At 73.8% G+C, this 17957-nt stretch carries 13 protein-coding genes and 1 pseudogene; 9 read left to right on the top strand and 5 right to left on the bottom strand.

The genetic code is table 11. The features are described from left to right. The first annotated feature begins 366 nt into the window (after window positions 1-366). The 5 genes from Voc01_RS22610 to Voc01_RS22590 are packed head-to-tail and all read left to right on the top strand — an operon-like array spanning window position 367 to window position 7639. Window positions 367-2136 carry an ATP-binding protein gene (locus Voc01_RS22610; protein WP_373873849.1) on the top strand — a complete coding sequence of 590 codons (1770 nt, stop codon included), beginning with the start codon at window positions 367-369 and terminating at the stop codon, window positions 2134-2136. 11 nt (window positions 2137-2147) lie between these two features. Further along, window positions 2148-3293: an exonuclease SbcCD subunit D gene (locus tag Voc01_RS22605; protein ID WP_203929504.1), complete on the top strand. Its 1146-nt coding sequence runs from the start codon at window positions 2148-2150 to the stop codon at window positions 3291-3293. Continuing rightward, window positions 3293-5776, top strand: coding sequence for an AAA family ATPase (locus Voc01_RS22600; protein WP_203929503.1), 2484 nt, complete (start codon window positions 3293-3295; stop codon window positions 5774-5776). Before Voc01_RS22605 ends, Voc01_RS22600 begins: the two co-directional genes overlap by 1 nt. Then, entirely contained in the window at window positions 5773-6747 is a 975-nt protein-coding gene (locus Voc01_RS22595; protein WP_203929502.1) for a hypothetical protein, read from the top strand. Before Voc01_RS22600 ends, Voc01_RS22595 begins: the two co-directional genes overlap by 4 nt. Window positions 6748-6790: 43 nt before the next feature. Next, window positions 6791-7639, top strand: coding sequence for a DNA-3-methyladenine glycosylase family protein (locus Voc01_RS22590; RefSeq protein ID WP_239160405.1), 849 nt, complete (start codon window positions 6791-6793; stop codon window positions 7637-7639). Here Voc01_RS22590 and Voc01_RS22585 read toward each other — a convergent pair. From Voc01_RS22585 to Voc01_RS22570, 4 genes and pseudogenes are all read right to left on the bottom strand, one after another. Then, entirely contained in the window at window positions 7636-10614 is a 2979-nt protein-coding gene (locus tag Voc01_RS22585; protein ID WP_203929500.1) for an Hsp70 family protein, read from the bottom strand. The genes Voc01_RS22590 and Voc01_RS22585 overlap by 4 nt on opposite strands. Window positions 10615-10681: 67 nt before the next feature. Then, window positions 10682-11917, bottom strand: coding sequence for a hypothetical protein (locus tag Voc01_RS22580; protein WP_203929499.1), 1236 nt, complete (start codon window positions 11915-11917; stop codon window positions 10682-10684). A gap of 79 nt (window positions 11918-11996) precedes the next feature. Beyond that, window positions 11997-12173: pseudogene (locus Voc01_RS54665) on the bottom strand (DUF559 domain-containing protein); the annotation flags it as partial. A gap of 51 nt (window positions 12174-12224) precedes the next feature. Further along, a complete protein-coding gene (locus Voc01_RS22570; RefSeq protein WP_203929498.1) occupies window positions 12225-12893 on the bottom strand; it encodes a hypothetical protein in 669 nt (222 codons plus the stop codon). Window positions 12894-13222: 329 nt separating this feature from the next. Here Voc01_RS22570 and Voc01_RS22565 point away from each other — a divergent pair, with 329 nt between their 5' ends. The 3 genes from Voc01_RS22565 to Voc01_RS22555 all read left to right on the top strand — a co-directional run bounded on the left by Voc01_RS22565 (window position 13223) and on the right by Voc01_RS22555 (window position 16528). Then, window positions 13223-13789, top strand: a complete 567-nt coding sequence (locus tag Voc01_RS22565; protein WP_203929497.1) for an HD domain-containing protein — start codon at window positions 13223-13225, stop codon at window positions 13787-13789. Window positions 13790-13799: 10 nt separating this feature from the next. After that, window positions 13800-14936 (top strand): ATP-dependent DNA ligase, encoded by a 1137-nt coding sequence (locus tag Voc01_RS22560; RefSeq protein WP_203929496.1) that lies wholly within the window; start codon window positions 13800-13802, stop codon window positions 14934-14936. A 116-nt stretch (window positions 14937-15052) separates the two neighbouring features. After that, window positions 15053-16528, top strand: coding sequence for an alpha/beta hydrolase (locus Voc01_RS22555; protein ID WP_203929506.1), 1476 nt, complete (start codon window positions 15053-15055; stop codon window positions 16526-16528). On the opposite strand, the gene Voc01_RS22550 is transcribed toward Voc01_RS22555, so the two are convergent. After that, window positions 16488-16895 carry a potassium channel family protein gene (locus Voc01_RS22550; protein WP_239160404.1) on the bottom strand — a complete coding sequence of 136 codons (408 nt, stop codon included), beginning with the start codon at window positions 16893-16895 and terminating at the stop codon, window positions 16488-16490. The genes Voc01_RS22555 and Voc01_RS22550 overlap by 41 nt on opposite strands. Before the next feature lie 158 nt (window positions 16896-17053). Between Voc01_RS22550 and Voc01_RS53215 the strand changes: the two genes are divergently transcribed. Continuing rightward, the gene (locus tag Voc01_RS53215; protein WP_239160403.1) at window positions 17054-17878 is read left to right on the top strand and encodes a DUF2637 domain-containing protein; all 825 of its coding nucleotides are present in this window, start codon (window positions 17054-17056) and stop codon (window positions 17876-17878) included. Window positions 17879-17957: the final 79 nt, after the last annotated feature.

Below are 17957 nucleotides of genomic sequence, written 5' to 3'. Positions count from 1 at the left end.
AAGACAGAGCGTCCAAACGCACAGTGACCACCACGACTGCATACGGATCAACGACTCAGGACACTAGGGCCGCCGCCCCCACCGGGCCGCCCCGCTCACCGGCCGCCGCCCCGCCTGCCGGGGCCGCCCTCGCCCCACTGCCCCGCCAGGGCCGTCCGCCGGCGCCGCCCTACCGTCGCGCGTCGCCGCCACCGCGCGTCGATCTTGCAGTTGTGGCCGCCCTTTCCTCCGCGTTTAGGGGTATTTGGTGGGGGCCACGAGTGCAAGATCGACGCCGATCGGGGGGATGCGCGGAGTGCCTCCGCCGGTTACCTGGCGCACTGAGGCAGGATGCAATGCGAACGTACGTGCGATCTTGGAGGCGTCGTGGACCCAGAGGCTGCGAAGCCGGACGGCGACGGTGACCCGGTCGGACGGGTGCTGGGGACCTCCGACGCCACTCCGTTGCAGTTCTGGGTGGCCGTCGCACCTGGTGCGTACCTCCAGCTCGACGACGTGGTGGTGACCCACCGGGAGCTGCCCGACGGGTCCACGGTGAACATCGCCGGCGTGGTCACCGCCGTGCGGGCTCGGCACGAGGGCGCGGCGTTCGACTCCGACGTGTTCGCGATCGCCGACGGCACCCTCCCGGCCCAGATCCAGGAGGCGGCCGAGATCACCACCACCCGGGTGACGCCCGAGGTGTACGTGCCGCCGCGGCCGGGCGCGGTCGTGCACCGGGCCAGGGACAAGGCCCGCGCCCAGGCGCTCTACTTCGACCGCATGGACCGGCAGGTGCCGATCGGCTTCGGCCGCGACGGCGAGCCGCTGTTCCTCAACGCCGACTTCATCGACGGCCAAAGAGGCGCCCATGTCAGTATTTCCGGAATTTCCGGCGTAGCCACCAAGACCAGCTTCGCCACGTTCCTGATGTACTCGATGCTGCGCAGCGGCGTGCTCGGCGGCGCCGGCGAGAGCGCCAACACCAAGGCGTTGATCTTCAACGTCAAGGGCGAGGACCTGCTGTTCCTCGACCACCCGAACGCGAAGCTCGACGACGCGACCCGCGCGAGCTACGCCCGCCTCGGCCTGCCCGCCGGCCCGTTCCCCGACGTGCGGGTCTACGCGCCGCCGCGGGCCGGCGCCAACGACGCCACGCCCGACGTGAGCAGCCGGCTCGCCGGGGTCGACCCGTTCTACTGGACGCTCGCGGAGTTCTGCGACAAGGGGCTGCTGCCCTACGTCTTCGCCGACGCCGACGACGAGCGGCAGCAGTACACGATGGTCGTCCACTCGGTCACGGCCCACCTCAAGAAGGTGGCGGCGCCCGCCGAGGGCGCGATCACGCTCGAGGGTGTGCGCATCGCGAGCTACGAGCACCTGGTCGACCACCTCGTCGAGCAGCTCGGCGACGAGAGCACCCGCTTCGCCTGGACCGGCACCGCGGTCGGTCTGGGCACCGTGAACGCCTTCGCCCGCAGGTTGATCAACAGCAAGCGCGACCTCAGCCGGTTGATCCGGGGCGACCTCGCGCAGCGGCGCCCGCACTCGATCAACACCGCCGAGAGCGCCCAGCTCACTGTCGTCGACCTGCACAACCTGCCCGACCGGGCGCAGCGGTTCGTCGTCGGGGTCACGCTGAAGACGGAGTTCGAGAACAAGGAGAAGTCGGGCACCGCGAAGCCGCTGCTGTTCGTGGTGCTCGACGAGCTCAACAAGTACGCGCCGCGGGAGGGCGCGTCGCCGATCAAGGACGTGCTCCTCGACATCGCCGAGCGGGGACGGTCGCTCGGCGTAGTCCTCATCGGCTGCCAGCAGACCGCCAGCGAGGTCGAGCGGCGCATCGTCACCAACGCGGCGATCAAGGTGGTCGGCCGGCTCGACCCGAGCGAGGCCAGCCGCACCGAGTACGGCTTCCTCCCGCCGGCGCAGCGCCAGCGGGCACTGATCGCCAAGCCCGGCACCATGTTCCTTAGCCAGCCCGACATCCCGGTGCCGCTGTGCATCGAGTTCCCGTTCCCGGGCTGGGCGACGCGTCCGGGCGAGGCCGGCGAACCGCCGGTGAGCGCGCTGCGCTCGATCGTGCAGGCGAAGGACCCGTTCGCCGTCGTGGGCGCGGCCGTCGGCGGCCTCAGCGACGACGACATTCCGTTCTAGAAGGGACGCGCGTGAGGCTGCTGCACACGTCGGACTGGCACGTCGGGAAGGTGCTCAAGGGGCAGGCCCGCCTCGACGAGCAGATCAAGGCCCTGGGCCAGATCGTCGAGGTCGCCCGCGCGGAGCGGCCCGACCTGGTGATCGTCGCCGGCGACCTGTACGACACGGCCAGCCCCACCGCCGACGCCACCAAGGTCGTCACCCGGGCCCTGTCGGCGTTGAAGGGCACCGGCGCCGAGGTGGTGGCGATCGGCGGCAACCACGACAACGGTCCCGCCCTCGACGCGCTGCGGCCGTGGGCCGAGGCCGCCGGCATCACCCTGCGCGGCGCCGTGAGCGCCAACCCGAAGGACCTGATCGTCTCCGGGACGACCGCGGGCGGCGAGGAGTGGCGGCTGGTCGCGCTGCCGTTCCTGTCGCAGCGGTTCGCGGTGCGCGCGTCGGAGATGTTCGAGCTCACCGACGCCGAGGCGACCCAGACCTACGCCGACCACATCTCCCGCCTTCTCGAGACGCTGACGAAGGCCGCGTTCACGAACGACAGCGTCAACCTGATCACCACCCATCTCACCGTGCTCGGCGCCACCCAGGGCGGCGGCGAGCGGGAGGCACACACGATCATGGGGTACGCGGTGCCGGTCACGGTGTTTCCGCAGGCGGCGCACTTCGTGGCGCTCGGGCACCTGCACCGCGCGCAGACCGTGCCCGGCCCCAGCACGGTGCACTACAGCGGCAGCCCGCTCGCGATCGACTTCGGCGAGACCGAGAACCTGCCCGGCGTGTCGATCGTCGACGTCACGAAGGACACCGCGGCCAAGGTCCGCACCGTGGAGATCACCGCGGCGACCCGGCTGCGCACGATCCGGGGCACGCTCGCCGACCTGGAGAACTTCCCCGACGACGGCTCGTGGCTACGGGTCTTCGTGCGCGAACAGCCCCGCGCCGGCCTGCGCGAAGAGGTGCAGGCCATGCTGCCGCGGGCCCTGGAGGTGCGCATCGACCCGGCGATGCTGCCCGAGACCACCACCGACCGGCCGGACGCCACCCGCGCCGGCCGCTCGCCGCAGGACCTGTTCACCGAGTACCTCACCAGCCGCGGGCACGCCGACGAGGCCACGCTCGCGCTCTTCGGCAAGCTCTACGACGAGGTGGGCTGATGCGACCGCTGCGGCTCGACCTCGCGGGGTTCACGGTGTTCCGCGAGCCCACGACCGTCGACTTCACCGACACCGACTTCTTCGCGCTGGTCGGCCCGACCGGCGCCGGCAAGTCCACGATCCTCGACGCGATCTGCTTCGCGCTCTACGGCACCGTGCCGCGGTGGGGCAACCGGACGGCGATCGGCAACGCGCTCGCGCCCAGCGTCACCGAGGGCCGGGTGCGGCTGGTGTTCGAGACCGCCGGCGCCCGGTACGTGCTCACCCGGGTGGTCCGGCGCGACGGCAAGGGCGCGGTGACCACCCGCCAGGCCGGCATGGAGGCCCTGCCGCGCGGCTTCGACCTCAGCCGCTTCGACTCCGACGGGAACGCCGGAGACGGCGAACTCGGCGACGTGCTCGCCGGCACCCCCAGCGAGGTCGACCAGGCCGTCGCCGACGTCGTCGGCCTGCCCTACGAGCAGTTCACCAAGTGCGTGGTGCTGCCGCAGGGCGAGTTCGCCGCCTTCCTGCACGCCAAGCCCGCCGACCGGCAGAAGATCCTGGTCAACCTGCTGGGGCTGGAGATCTACGGCCGGGTGCGGGAGAAGGCCGGCGCGGTCGCCGCCGAGGCCGACGTGAAGCTGAAGGCGGTCGACGGGCTGCTCGTCTCCTACGCCGACGCGACCGAGGAGGCCAGGCAGGCCTCCGTGACCCGCGTTGGGAACGTGCGTCATCTCGCGGTGGAGGTCGACCGGGCACTACCGCAACTCGCCGACGCCGAGCGCGGGGCGACGGAGGCCCGCGCCGCCCTGGAGTCCCTCGACACGGAGATCGCGCGCCTCGCCGCGGTGCGGAAGCCCGGCGCCGTCGACGGCCTCACCAGGACGGTGGTCGACGCACGCGCCGTGGCCGCCGAGGCCTCGGCGGCGGTGACCGCGGCCGAGGAGCACGAGGAGAAGCTACGCGCCGAGCTGGCCGCCGCCGGCGACCCGGCCGCCCAGCGCCGCTGGCTCGACGCCCACGCCGAGCGGGCCAAGGTCGAACGCGAGGCGAAGGCCCTCGACAAGCAGCTGGGCGCCGCGGCGAAGGAGCACGCCGACGCGGAGGGCGCCGTCGACGCGGCGCGGGCGGCCGCGACGAAGGCCCAGCAGGCGCTGGAGGAGGCCCGCGAGGCGTACCAGACCGCACTCGCGCTCGACCGGGCCGGTGAGCTGCGCCCGCACCTCAGGCTGGGCGAGCCCTGCCCGGTGTGCGAGCAGAAGGTCTCGGCGCTGCCGACGGCCGGGGCCGGGCACGCGGCCGAGGCGGCGAAGGCGGCCGGCGTGGTCGCGCGCAAGCAGGCCGACACGGCCGCCGCGCTCGTGGAGAAGCGGTCGGCCGCGCTGCGTGACCTCGACCGGGCCGTCGCCGGGGCGAAGGCACAGTCGGAGGCGTTGGCACGGCGGATGTCCACACTGGACAGCCAGCTCGCCGGAGCACCCGACGCGGCCGCGCTCAAGCGGTCCCTCGCCGAACTCGACGCCAAGCGCAAGGCCTGCGACGACGCGACAACCGCCGTGCGCCGGGCCCGCACCGCCGCCCGGTCGGCCGTGTCCGCCGCCGAGGCGGCCGACGCCGCCGTCCGGTCCGCCTGGCGCGACTTCGACACCGTCCGCGACGGGCTGGCACCGTTCGGCCCACCACCCGCCGACCGCGACGACCTGGCCGGCGCCTGGGCGGCGCTGGGCGACTGGGCGGTCGCCGAGTCCGACACCCGCCGCGCCGCGCGCGCGACGGCCGCGACGGCCCTCGACGGAGCCGACGCCGCCGTGGCCGCGGCCCGGACCGCGCTGGTGGCGCTGTTCGAGGACGCGGGGCTGCCGGCGCCGGCGGGCGACTACGCGCGGGCCGCCGCCGTGGCCGTCGAACGGGCCGAGGCGGCCCAGCGCCGCATCGAGGAGCGCATCGCCGAGGCGTCGAAGCTGCGCGGGGACCGGGCCGCCCACGAGAAGGACGCCCAGGTGGCCCGGACCCTGGCCACCCACCTGCGGGCCGACCGGTTCGAGCGCTGGCTGCTCGCCGAGGCCCTCGACGCGCTGGTGGCCGGCGCCTCGCGGATCCTGCGCGAGCTGAGCGGCGGGCAGTACGACCTCGGGCACCAGCGGGGCGAGTTCCACGTCGTCGACCACCACGACGCCGGGCTGCGGCGGGCGGTGCGCACCCTGAGCGGCGGCGAGACGTTCCAGGCGTCGCTGGCGCTGGCGCTCGCGCTGTCGGAGCAGCTGGCCGGCATGTCGGCCGGCACGGCGTCGCTGGAGTCGATCGTGCTCGACGAGGGCTTCGGCACGCTCGACGGCGCCACCCTCGACACGGTCGCGGCCACCCTGGAGAACCTCGCCGCCCGCGGCGACCGCATGGTGGGCGTGGTGACGCACGTCCGGGCGCTCGCCGAGCGGATCCCGGTACGGTTCGAGGTCAGTCGCGACGCGCGGACGGCGCGCGTGGAACGGACGGCACTGTGAAGCTCTTCGTGGAGGCGTGGGACCCGACCTACGGGGCGGCGGTCGAGAGCGCCGACTTCGGCGGGGGTGCGCCCTCCTCGTCGTCGGAGGCCACCCTGGACCTCGACGTCGAGATCCCGGCCGAGTCGTGGGAGCCCCGCTCGGCGCCGCTCGACGTGCGCGCGCCTGACGTGGCGCTGCTGGTCGACGGCGTGCGCCGCACCGACGCCCGCGTCTGGGTGGGCGACGAGACCACGGTGCTGCCCGGGCTCGCCGCCTCCTACGCGGCCGGCGTGGTGCGGTGCGACCTGCGCCGGGCGACCGCGGAGGTCGTCACCGCACGGGTCCAGCGGGGGGTGTTCACGCCGTTCACCGGCGGGGCGCCCGCGCTGGTGACGTCGGCCGGCCGGTACCCGGTGCTGCCGGCGAAGAGCGGCGAGCTGATGGCGATGTCGGCCGCGGTGCAGCAGCACCTGCAGGCGCTCGAGTCGTCGGTGCTGGCCGAGTCGCGTGACGAGTCCACCGCCGACGAGCTGCTGGTCGCCGACGGGCCGCTGCGCGGACGGGCCGGGATCTCCCGGATGCTCGGGTACATCAAGAGCCACGAGAAGCGGTACCTCAACGGCCGGCCGCTGTCGGTGGTCACGGCGCTGAAGGCCGGGCAGCGCACCCCGGTGTTCAAGCTCGGGACGCGGTGGGAGCAGTACACCTGGTACCTGCGGCTCCCCGGTCAGTCCGGCGCGCCGTGGAGCAACCTCGCCCGCATCGAGTGCTCGGTGGAGCTGCCGGCGCAGGCCGCGATCGCGCTGGCCGACCTGTCGATGGTCACGCTGCCGCGCTTCGCCGCCACGTCCTACAAGGACCCGCGCGCGCCGCAGAACCTGGTGCCGATCGCGGGTCTGGAGCGCCGGCTGCGCACCATGCTCGGCGACGGGCGGCTCCTGCACCGGGCGCTCACGCTCGCCGCCCACCGGGAGCCGGCGGGTGTCTGACCTGTCGTTGGAGGTGCCCGAGCGCTACGACCTGGTGCGCTCGATGCGCTACCTGTCGGTGGTGCCGACCGACCCCACGCTGTTCCTGGGCGACCGCGAGGCCTGGTGGGCGACGCGGACGCCGGACGGGCCGGGCTCGGTGCGACTGCGCCTCGTAAGCGGCGCTCTATGCGTGTGGGCCTACGGGCCGGGCGCGTCGTGGTTGCTGTCGCGGGCCGACGCGATCGCGGGGCTACGGGACGACGTGAGCGGGCTGGCCGCGTTCGACCACCCGCTCGTGCGGAAGCTGGCGCGCACGTTCTCCGGGGTGCGCATCCCGGCCACCGGCCGGCTGTTCCACCACGTGGTCGCGGCGATCCTCGGCCAGAAGGTGACCGGCACCGAGGCCGGCCGCGGCTACCGGGCCCTGCTGCGGCACTTCGCGGTGCCGGTACCGGGCCCGGCACCGGCGCGGCTGATGATGCCGCCCGACCCCGCCGACGTCGCGGCGACGCCGTACTGGCAGTTCCACCCGTGGGGCGTCGAGCAGAAGCGGGCCGACACGGTCCGTCGCGCGGCGGCGTTCGCGGCCCGGCTGGAGAAGGCCACCGATTCGGTGGTGGCGACGAAGCTGCTGACCTCCGTGCCCGGCATCGGCGTGTGGACGGCCGCCGAGGTCGTGCGCATCGCGTTCGGCGACGGCGACGCGGTGAGCGTCGGCGACTACCACCACAAGAACGTGGTGGCGTGGGCGCTGGCCGGTGAGCCGCGCGGCACCGACGAGCGGATGCTCGAGCTGCTGGAGCCGTTCCGCGGCCACCGCGGCCGCGTCGTGGCGATGCTGGGCATGGGCGGGTACGCGGCACCGAGGTTCGGGCCCCGGATGCCGGTCCGGTCGTTCGCGCGCTTCTAGGCTCGCGCCGCCCGCATCGCGACGATCGTCGCCTGGGTCTCGTCCTTGATCGCGGTGACCTCGTTGTGCAGCTCCCAGTAGTTGGGGCGCGGAACCGCCGCCGCGCGGGCCGCGGCCTCGGCCCGTCGACCCAGGTCGTCGAGCCGCTGGCCGAACTCGGCCGGCACGCCCGGCGAGAGCATCTGGAACAGCCGCTGGGCGTCGCGCACCACGAACTTCGCCCGATCCACCGGACCCTTCGGGTCCTCGGCGAGCTTCTCCAGCGTCGCCAGCCGGCCGGTGACCTCCGCTACGGCGGCCGTGACCTCCTCCAGCGACCGGCGCGTGTCGGCGATCGCCGTGCGAACCAGCGGCCAGTCGCCGCTGGCGGCCCGCCGCTCGGCGATCGAGAACATCTCCTTCGCCGTGCGGAACTGGCGGGCGGCGCGCGGCTGCATCGGCTCGATGTCGCGGAACGTGCCGTGCACGAACCGGCGGCGCATCGTGCTGAGCGCGTCGTCGAGCTTGGTGAGGTGGTGCTCCACCACGTCGATGCGGGTGCGGACCGAGCTGATCGCCCGCCGCAGCTCCTCCTGCTCCGCGGTCGGGTCGGCGGCCGGCTCGGCGATCGACCCGGACACCGGGTTCTGCACCCGCGGCGGCGTCGCGGGTGGCGGCGGTGCGGCGGGCGGCATCGAGGGTGTGGCCCGCGACGCGGCCGGCGGCGTGGCCCGGCCGATCGAGCCGGTGGTCGGGCTGGCCCTGCCGGCGGCGGTCGGTGCGGCGCGGTCTCGCTGCTCCCGGTCTCGCTGCTCCCGGTCGGGGTGGGTGAACGGAGGCGCGGGCTCGCGGGCGGCGGGTTCGCGGACCGGTTCGCGGACGGGCTCGCGGGCCGGTCGGGGCGGTGCCGGTGCGACGTTGCCCGCCCAGATCACGCCGGCCGCGGCGTCGGGGAACTCCTCGTCGGGGAACTCGAAGTCATCGTCGTCGTCCTCCGCGGCCGGCGCCGTGGTCGGCGGCAGCGGGCGGGACGCATCGGGCAGCGGCGGCGGCTCGAACGGCACCTCGTCGGGGATCGGCTCGTCGGCGACCGGCCGGTCGGCGTCGGACCGGTCTGAGGCGGGCTGGTCTGAGGCGGGCCGGTCGGAAGCGGGCCGACCGGCGTCCGGCCGGTCGGCCGGCGAGCCCGCCGGGCCGGCGGGCCGGGACCCGTCGGTGGGGACGCGCCACATTCCGGTGGGCTCGTCGCCCGGGAGCGGCCGCGACCGTTCGCCACCGGCCGGGGGCGCCGGCGGACCGGAGCTCGGCCACAGTGGCGCGGTGCGGTCGGCCGGCGGCGTACGCCGTCCACCGTCGCCGCCACCGCCCTGGGCGGGGCGCGCCGGACCCGGCTCGCCGCGGCGGGGCGGCTCCTGTCGCGACGGCTCGGGTCGGGTAGGCGGCGCGGGCGTCACGGTGCCCGTCGACGCCCAGATCGGCTGCGGCCCGGCGGGCGGCGCCTGCCGCTGCGGCGGACCCTGCCCGGGACCCTGCGGCGATCCCTGCCCCGGGCGCTGTGCAGGACCCTGCCCGTGTCCCGGACCCTGCCCCGGGCCGTGTCCCGGACCCTGCCCCGGGCCCTGCCCCGGGCCCTGTGCCGGACCCTGACCAGGGCCGGGCTGGTACCCGGGCGACCCCGCCGGCCCGGGCGAGTAGCCACCCGGCCCCGACTGGTACGACGGCCCGGCCTGGTACCCCTGCACCGGACCGGTCGCGTACCCCGTCGCGGGGCCGGACGCGTACGCCGGGCCGGCCTGGTACCCACCCGGCTGGCCCGCATACGCCGGCGCGTTGGTCGGACCGGTCTGGAAGCCGCCGGGCGTCGCGGCGTACGGGCCGCCGCGCATCAGGTCGACCCGCTCGTGCGGCCGGGCGGCCGCGACCGCGCCCGACGACCGCAGGCTGCCCTCGGCCACCGCGAGCTCCGGCGACTCGATCACCGTCGGCGGGATGCCCAGCTGCTGGTGCAGCAGGGTCGCCGCCAGCGGGATGCGGCTCGACCCGCCCACCAGGAACAGCCCGGCGATGCTGTCGGGCGCCACGCGGGCCTGCGCGATCACCGCCCGCGCCGCCTCGACGGTGCGGACCAGGATCGGCCGGGCCAGCTCGTTGAACTGCTCGCGGCCGAGCGGGGCGTCGGTTTCGAAGATGGGGACGTGCATGAGCGTCGCCGGTTGCCGCGACAGCATCTCCTTGCCGGCGCGTACGTCGTCCCAGAGAAGGATCGACGACCTGAGGTCGCCCGGCGTCAACGGCTCCACCAGCCGCTGCCACGCGGCCCGGTCCTGCGGGCCGTACACGGTGCCGAGGTACCCGACGATCGCGGCGTCGATGTTGATGCCGCCGGTGTCGGTGAGGCCGTCGCTGGCGAGCACCTCGAACCCGGTGGGCGTGCGCCGCACCACCGACGCGTCGAAGGTGCCGGCGCCGAAGTCGTAGACCACCACCGACGAGCCGACCGGCACGTCGTGGTCGGGCGTGTGCAGGAACGACCAGCCGGCCGCTACGGGTTCGGGCACAAGCGTCACGGGACCGAGGCCAGCCCGCCCCGCGGCCGCCTGCAGAACGGCGCACCGGTTGCGGTCCCATCCCGCGGGATACGTGAGCGTCGCGCCCTGGATCGGCCCGCCGGCCACCCGGCGCGCCTCGCCGACGACCCGCTGGAGCACCGCGGTGATCATGTCGACCACCGCCACGTCGACGCCGCCGAGCCGCACCGACCGGGCGTCGATGCGCCGCTTCGGATTCGGGTCGAAGCCCTCGGGCGCCGAGCGCGCCGCGTGCAGGGCGTCGCGGCCGACCAGCAGCCGGCGGTCGCGGGTCAGGCAGACGGCCGACGGGAGGACGGGCGCACCGTCGACCAGCAGCTGCCGCATGGCGCCGGCCGGAGTGGCGAGCACGGCGACGGTGTTGGTCGTACCGAAGTCGACCCCCAGCCGAAATCCCGCCCCTGCCACGTCACCAACCCTAATCACGCCACGCCCGTACCTGTGAGCCCACTCCCTAACGCTTTAGCTTCCCCCCTCAGCTGCCCCGAAGCCTGCGGACCACGTCGGCGGTCTCGTCGCGGATGCGGGCGAGGTCGCGGTCGAGCCGCCAGAAATCGGGACGCGGCGCCGCGAACCCCTCCTCGGCGGTCGAGACCCGGCGCACCAGCGAGTCGAGCTGGGTCGCGTACCGCTGGTCGACCTTCGGTCCCATGAACACGAACAGCTTCTGCGCCTCGCGCACCTCGAACCGGGCCTTGCGCACCGCCTCCTGCGGGTCGCGCTTCAGCTCCTGGAGCAGCGTGTGCCGCTGCGTCACCGCGTCGACGGCGTTACCCGCCGCGTCGAGCGCGTCGCGCGCCGTGGCGACGGCGGACCGGGCGGCCGGCAGGTTGCGCCGGACCAGCTGCCGCTCGGCCTCGGCGAGCTGGTGCCGCGCCGTGGCCAGGCCGGCGTCGGCCTCCGCGGGCCGCCCCTCGACATCGGCGTAGGAGCTGGTGACGAACGTCCGACGCAGTGAGCTGAGCGTCTCGTCCAGGCGCTGGCGGCGGTTCGCCACCGCGTCGTACCGGGTTCTGGCCGACGCGAGCGCCCTGCTCACCTCGTCACGCTGCTCCTGAATCGTGTCGGCGAGCATCCGCGCCCGGGCGGCGGCCGCGAGGACGGTGTCGGCGGCCTCGACCGCCGCGCGGAGCCCGTGCGCGGCGGCGCCCTCGGCCAGGACGGCGCGGGCCCGCTCCGCCTCGGCGAGCGCCGCGGCGGCCTCGTGCGCCGGGTTGCCGGCCTGGTCGGCCCGGGCGACCGCCGCGTGGGCGGCCGCGATGGCGGCGTCGGCGTCGCGTCCGGCCGCGGCGAGACGGGCGAGCGCCCCCTCGACGGTGGCGAACCGGCTCCGGTGCCGCTCGGTGAACGCCGTGACCGAGGCCAACGCCTGCCGCATGACGTGCTCCGCGCGACGCAACGCCGCCTCCGCCTCACGCGCGGTGCGCTCGGTGAGATCGGTCTCGACGTCGAACTGCTCGGTGACCCGCAGGTAGCCGGCCGCGGCCCCGTCGGCCCCGGCGTGCGCCGTCGCCCACTCGCTGGCCAGCACCGCGCTGGCCGGCCCCCGCTCCAGCGCGGAGAACGCGTCGACCTGCAGGGCGGTGGTCCGCTGTAGCGTGTCCAACTCGACGAACGCCGTGGCGGCCGTGGCCGCCGCGTCCCGCGCACGCAGCAGCGCCTCGTCGCGGCCCCGCCGCCACCAGCGCGTACCCGCGCCCTGCGCGGTCACCCGGCACCCCCCACGAGTCGAAGTCGGCAGCCGCTACTGTAGGCCGCCCGGCCGAGCCCCGCCCGTCCTCACGCCGTCCTCACGCCACGCGGCGGCGCGTCGCGAGGATCGCCATCACCTCCCGTCGCACGTCGGCCGAGGGTGCCCTGAGGTGATCGTGTGTCAGCCGTACGACAGTGATCCCCCTCGCCGCCAGCGCGGCGTCGCGCCGGAGATCCCGCTTCCGGTCGAGGTGGTACCGGGCGCCGTCCAGTTCGAAGTTCGTACGGGTCCCCGGATCGAAGACGTCGAGGTAGACGGTGCCGTGTCACAGGCTCACGGGATGCTGCCAGCACAGGCCGGGGATGGTCCGGAAGACCTGGTCGTATCCCCAGATCTCCAGTTCGCTGCGGCAGCCGACCGCCAGCTTCCCGAGGAGGCCGGTCAGGACGCGGCGTCCCGCGAGCCGGGGGTGGTCCTCCAGCGCGGCGGAGAGGCGTCCCGGGGTGGTGAGCCGCTCCGCCACCGCCCGGATGGCGGGCGCCCGTTGGGCGTCCCGGTCCAGGAGCGGCCACGCTTCGATGATCGACGTCTCCAGCCGCGTCACCGGGTAACCGCCCCTCACCACGACCTGGGGAGGCACAAGTTCGAACCCGTTGCGCCGGTGCACCCGGACCTCCGGCGAACCACGCAGCCGCACCGGAGCGGCCACCGTGAGGTGGAGCGGCCCGTGAAGCGGTACGGGCAACCGCCACACCCGCAACGCCGATGTGTGGGAGAGCGCGGCACGCCCCGCCGCGTACCTGAGCGCCGCGGCGGCCACGACGTCGGAGTCGACGGCGAGGTCGGCGTCGACGTACACGAGCGGCAGCACCTGCCGGAGCCGCCGCGACCGGAGCGCCCACCGCAGCACGTGGCCGGGCACGACAGCCAGCGCGTCGGCGTGGTGGATGATCCCTCCGGACGCCCGCAGCAGGTCACGCAACGCCTGATTCACGACGCAGAGCGTCCCAACGGGCGGGGCGCCGTACCCAATCCCGCCTGTGGACATCACCGTCCGTGCTGTGGATGACGCCGGGCCCGCCTCATAGACGACGCTCTATTCAGTGTGCTTTTCGGGCGCCGAGGTGCACCGGATAGAGCGTCGTTTATGGAAGCGCGCCGGATACGCCCTGTTCGACCGGCCCATCCACCGCCCGACGGGCGCGGCACGGCCCCACCACCCCCATCCCGATCGACGACGCTCCATCCAGTGCGCCCCAGCCCGCCCAGACCGCACCGGATAGAGCGTCGTTGATAAGAAACCCCGGAGTACCGTCGCAACGCATGGGGCTCCGGGAGGCACTGACCGACGACGACACGATCGAGCCGCTGCCCGCCCTCGCCGTCGAGCTGCTCCACGCCCTCGAAGCGCCGCCCCGCCTGGCCGCCCACCTCAGGGCCGTCCACCACGTCGCGCACCGGCTCACCGAGGAGCTGGCCGGCGAGGCCATGAGCTTCGACGGCGCGGCCGTGCTGTTCGGGGCGGCCACGCACGACATCGGCAAGGTGCGCCATCCCGAGGAGCTGGAACAGCCCGGCCACCTCCACGAACCCGCCGGCTACGAGCTGCTCCTCAGCTACGGCGTGCCCCACGAACTCGCCCGCTTCGCGGGGTCGCACGGCTCGAGCTGGCTCACCCCCGACCCGCCGACCGAGGACCTCGTGGTCAGCCTCGCCGACAAGGTGTGGAAGGGCGCGCGGGTCACCGGTCTCGAACAGCGGGTGCTGGAAAGGCTTCCCGGCGAGGAGTGGGACGCCTTTCTCCGCCTCGACAACATCCTCGGGCCCATCGCCGGCCAGGCGGATCGACTGCTCGCGTTTCAGTTCCGCCACCCGGTGCGGATCGTGTGAGGATGGCCAGGTGAAGCTACCTATCGCGCCGCCGGTGGAGCCGATGCTCGCGAAGAGCGTCGCCAAGATCCCCACCGCCGAGGGGATGTCGTACGAGCCGAAGTGGGACGGGTTCCGCTGCATCGTGTTCCGCGACGGCGCCGAGGTGGAGCTCGTCAGCCGGGGCGGGAAGACGTTGACCCGCTACTTCCCGGAGGTGGTGGAACAGGCGAAAGCCCAGCTACCCGAAAGATCCGTCGTAGACGGAGAAATCGTGGTGATCCGCCGCGAAGAAGGCCAGAAGCCCAAGCTGGACTTCGAGATGCTCGGCCAGCGCATCCACCCCGCCGCGAGCCGCGTGAACATGCTCGCCGAGAAGACACCGGCCAGCTTCATCGCGTTCGACCTGCTCGCGCTCGGCGACGACAACCTCATGGAGAAGCCCTTCGCCGAGCGGCGGAAGAAGCTCGAAGAAGCGCTCTCCACAGCGACCGCACCGGTGCACATCACCCCGGTCAGCACCGACCCGGAGGTCGGGCAGCACTGGTTCGAACTGTTCGAGGGCGCCGGCCTCGACGGGATCATCGCCAAGCCGGCCGACATCCTGTACGAGCCCAACAAGCGGCTGATGTTCAAGATCAAGCACTCCCGCACCGCCGACGCCGTGGTGGCCGGGTTCCGCTGGCACAAGTCCGGGCCGATCGTCGGCAGCCTGCTGCTCGGCCTGTACGACGACGAGGGCAACCTCCACCACGTCGGCGTCTCGGCGAGCTTCCCGATGGCGCGCCGGGCAGAGCTCGTCGACGAGCTGGCGCCCTACCGCGAGAACGCCGCCGAGACCCACCCGTGGCAGTGGGGCCACGCACCGGTGGGCCAGGCCTTCGACCCGCTCAAGCCCGGCGGAGACGTAGAGGAGCCGGCGGCCACGGCGAGCAGGCTGCCCGGCGGCGTCAGCCGCTGGACCGGCAAGAAGGACCTGAGCTGGGTGCCGGTCCGGCCGGAGCTGGTCGTCGAGGTCGGCTACGACGCGATGGAGGGCGACCGGTTCCGCCACACCGCCCAGTTCAAGCGCTGGCGCCCCGACCGCGAGCCGCGCTCCTGCACCTACGAGCAGCTCGACCGCCCGTCACGGATCGACGTCGACGCGGTCCTCGACGGCACGGCCTGACGGCCAGGCCGCGGCGGCCCGGCCGCAGCCGGGGCCGCAGTGGGCCCCGTCCGAAAGCTACTCTCTGAACCGTGAGAATCAGGGCGGCGATAGCGGCAGTCACCGTAGCGACGTTGATGCTCGCCGGCTGCGTCTCGCCGCCCACCCGCTGGGCCGCACCGATGTCGGGCGACCCCGCGCCGTCCGGGTCGGCCAGCGCGGGGGTCACGCCGCCCACCTGGGGGCCGTGCGAGGGCTACCGCGACGTCCCCAACGTCACGCTCGAGTGCGGCGTGATGAAGGTCCCCCAGGACTGGAACGCCCCGGTGCAGGGCAAGACGTTCGACATCGCGCTGCTGCGGGCCCGGTCGAGCCGGCAGAGCCAGCGCATCGGGTCCCTGGTCGTCAACCCCGGCGGCCCGGGCGGCTCCGGGGTCGACCTGGCCTACTACCTGTCGCAGGGGCTGCCCAACGAGATCGTCTGGAAGTTCGACATCGTCGGGTTCGACCCGCGCGGGGTGGGCAAGTCGAGCCCCGTCGAGTGCTTCTCCGACGAGGACCTCGACACCAACTTCGGCTTCGACCCCGACCCGGTGAGCGATGCCGCGTTCAACGAGCTGGTGGCCCTCACCCGGAGGATGGCGCAGTCGTGCGGCGACAAGTACGGCGACCAGCTGCCGCTGTTCTCCACCGAGCAGGCCGCCCGCGACATGGACGCGATCCGCGCCGCCGTCGGCGACGAGAAGCTGACCTACCTCGGCTACTCGTACGGCACCCTCCTCGGCGCCACCTACGCCCAGCTGTTCCCGACGAAGATCCGGGCCCTGGTGCTCGACGGCGCCGTCGACCCGACGATCAGCAGCGTCGCCTCCTCGGAGGGCCAGGCCAAGGGCTTCGAGCGGGCGTTCACCAACTTCTCCACCTGGTGCGCGTCCAATGCGGGTCAGTGCCCGATCGCGCCCGACGCCCGCGCGGCCGCGACCACGGCGCTGGCCGCGGCCCGGACGGCGCCGGTCGGCCAGACCGGCGGCCGCAGGGCCACGGCGGGCTGGGTGTTCACGGCGATCATCTCGTCGCTGTACAGCGAGACCCGCTGGCCCGACCTCGCGAGTGCGCTGTCCGACCTGCAGCGCGGCAACCCGAAGGGCATCTTCGAGCTGGCCGACAGCTACGCCGAGCGCGACGCCCAGGGCAAGTACTCGAACCTGTTCGACGCCAACCTGGCGGTGAACTGCGCCGACGACGACGAGTCCATCACCGTCGAGCGGGCCCGCCAGCTGCAGGCCGAGTGGCGGGTCAAGTACCCGCTGTTCGGGGCGTCGTCGGCGCTGAACCTGGTCTGCGCGCAGTGGCCCGGCAAGCGCGACCCGTACCCGGCCGGCAAGGCCGAGGGCGCTCCGCCGATCGTGGTGGTCGGCACCAAGGGCGACCCGGCCACGCCCTACGAGCAGACGCCGGCGCTGGCGGCCATGCTCGGGGTCGGCGTGGTGCTCACCTGGGAGGGCGAGGGTCACACCGCGTACCCGCAGACGAGCTGCATCAACAAGGCGGTCAACGACTACCTGGTCAGCCTCAAGGTGCCGCCGGCCGGTCAGAGCTGTCCCGCGCGTTGAGCGACTCGATGTGCGCCCGGATGAAACGCAGGTGGGCCTTGATCTCCTCCTGCTCCTCGTGCCGGAACGCGTCCTGGTCGACGATGAGCTTGCTGGCGAAGTGCGCCGTGATCAGCGGGACCACCAGCAGCACCATCGACGAGATCAGCACACCGGCGAGGATCCGCCCGCCGGTCGTCGTCGGGTACGTGTCGCCGTAACCGACCGTGGTCGCGGTCACGACCGCCCACCACACGGAGTCACCAACGCCCTTGTGCTCGAGGAAGCTGTAGATCACCGCACTGGCGAGCACCAGCAGCAGGAACGTGACGACGGTCGCCTTCGCGGAGTTGGCGATCCGGAGCAGGAACGCGATCACACTCTTCACGGACTGGATAGTGACGCCCAAGGGCAACCAAGGTGTCCGATTGTCATCGTTTCGTAATCGGCCACGCCAACCTCGCCGACACGCCGGAGCCGCTGCGTGCGCTACAGGCGACCCCTGCCGAGGATGACTCCGTCCGATCCGATTCGTGAGGAGTTCTCGTGTCTCTCCGCCAGTTGCGACGTGTCAGGTGGGCGGTCCGCGCCGTCCTCGTGCTCGGCGTGGCCGCGAGCGTCGCGGCGAACATCCTGCACGCCGACCCCAACCCGATCGCCCAGGCCATCGCCGCCTGGCCGCCGCTCGCGCTGCTGCTCACCGTCGAGCTGATCTCGCGCGTCCCGGTGCACCGTCGCTCCCTGGCCGCGGTGCGCCTCGGCGCCACCGCGACGATCGCCGGCATCGCCGCGTGGGTCTCCTACTGGCACATGGCCGGTGTGGCCGCCCGCTACGGCGAGACCGGCGCCGCCCCCTACCTGCTCCCCCTCAGCGTCGACGGCCTCGTCGTCGTCGCGAGCGTGTCGCTGGTCGAGCTCGCCGGGCGGCTGCGGTCCGCGTCCCCTCCGGAAGATCAAACCCAGATGGGACGGGCCGCCACGGACTCCGGAGCGACGCCCACGTCCGGGTACGGCCCGGTGACGACGCAGATCGTGGAGCCCAAGCCCATCCAGGAGCCGAAGCCGGTGCTCGACCCGCAGCTCGGCGAGCTGATCGGCGAACGGCTGGCTGCCGCCCGTCCCCGCAACCGCACGACCACGACGGCCGCCACCGGCCGGGCGACCGCGAGCGCCCGCGTCCCCGGCCCGGCAGCCGGTCCGGCAGCCGGCCGGGCGAGCGTGCCGGCCGCACGCCGTGGCCGGCCGGCCGAGGAGACCCGGCGGCTGGCCGCGGAGCTGGCCGCCCGGGACCCCGACGCCACCACCGACGACCTCGCGAAGCAGCTCGGCATCTCCACGAGCCGCCTGAAGCGCGTGCTCGCCGACGCCTAGTGGTGCTTGCTCCCGGGATGCCGTGTGACGCAACGCATTCAACGACCCACGTCGGCGCCAACGGCGCCCCCTCTCCGCC

It is taken from the genome of Virgisporangium ochraceum (genome assembly GCF_016863655.1).
Classification (GTDB): Bacteria; Actinomycetota; Actinomycetes; order Mycobacteriales; family Micromonosporaceae; genus Virgisporangium; species Virgisporangium ochraceum.
Note: the sequence above shows the minus strand (reverse complement) of the source record. Positions and strands in the feature narration are given on the sequence as shown.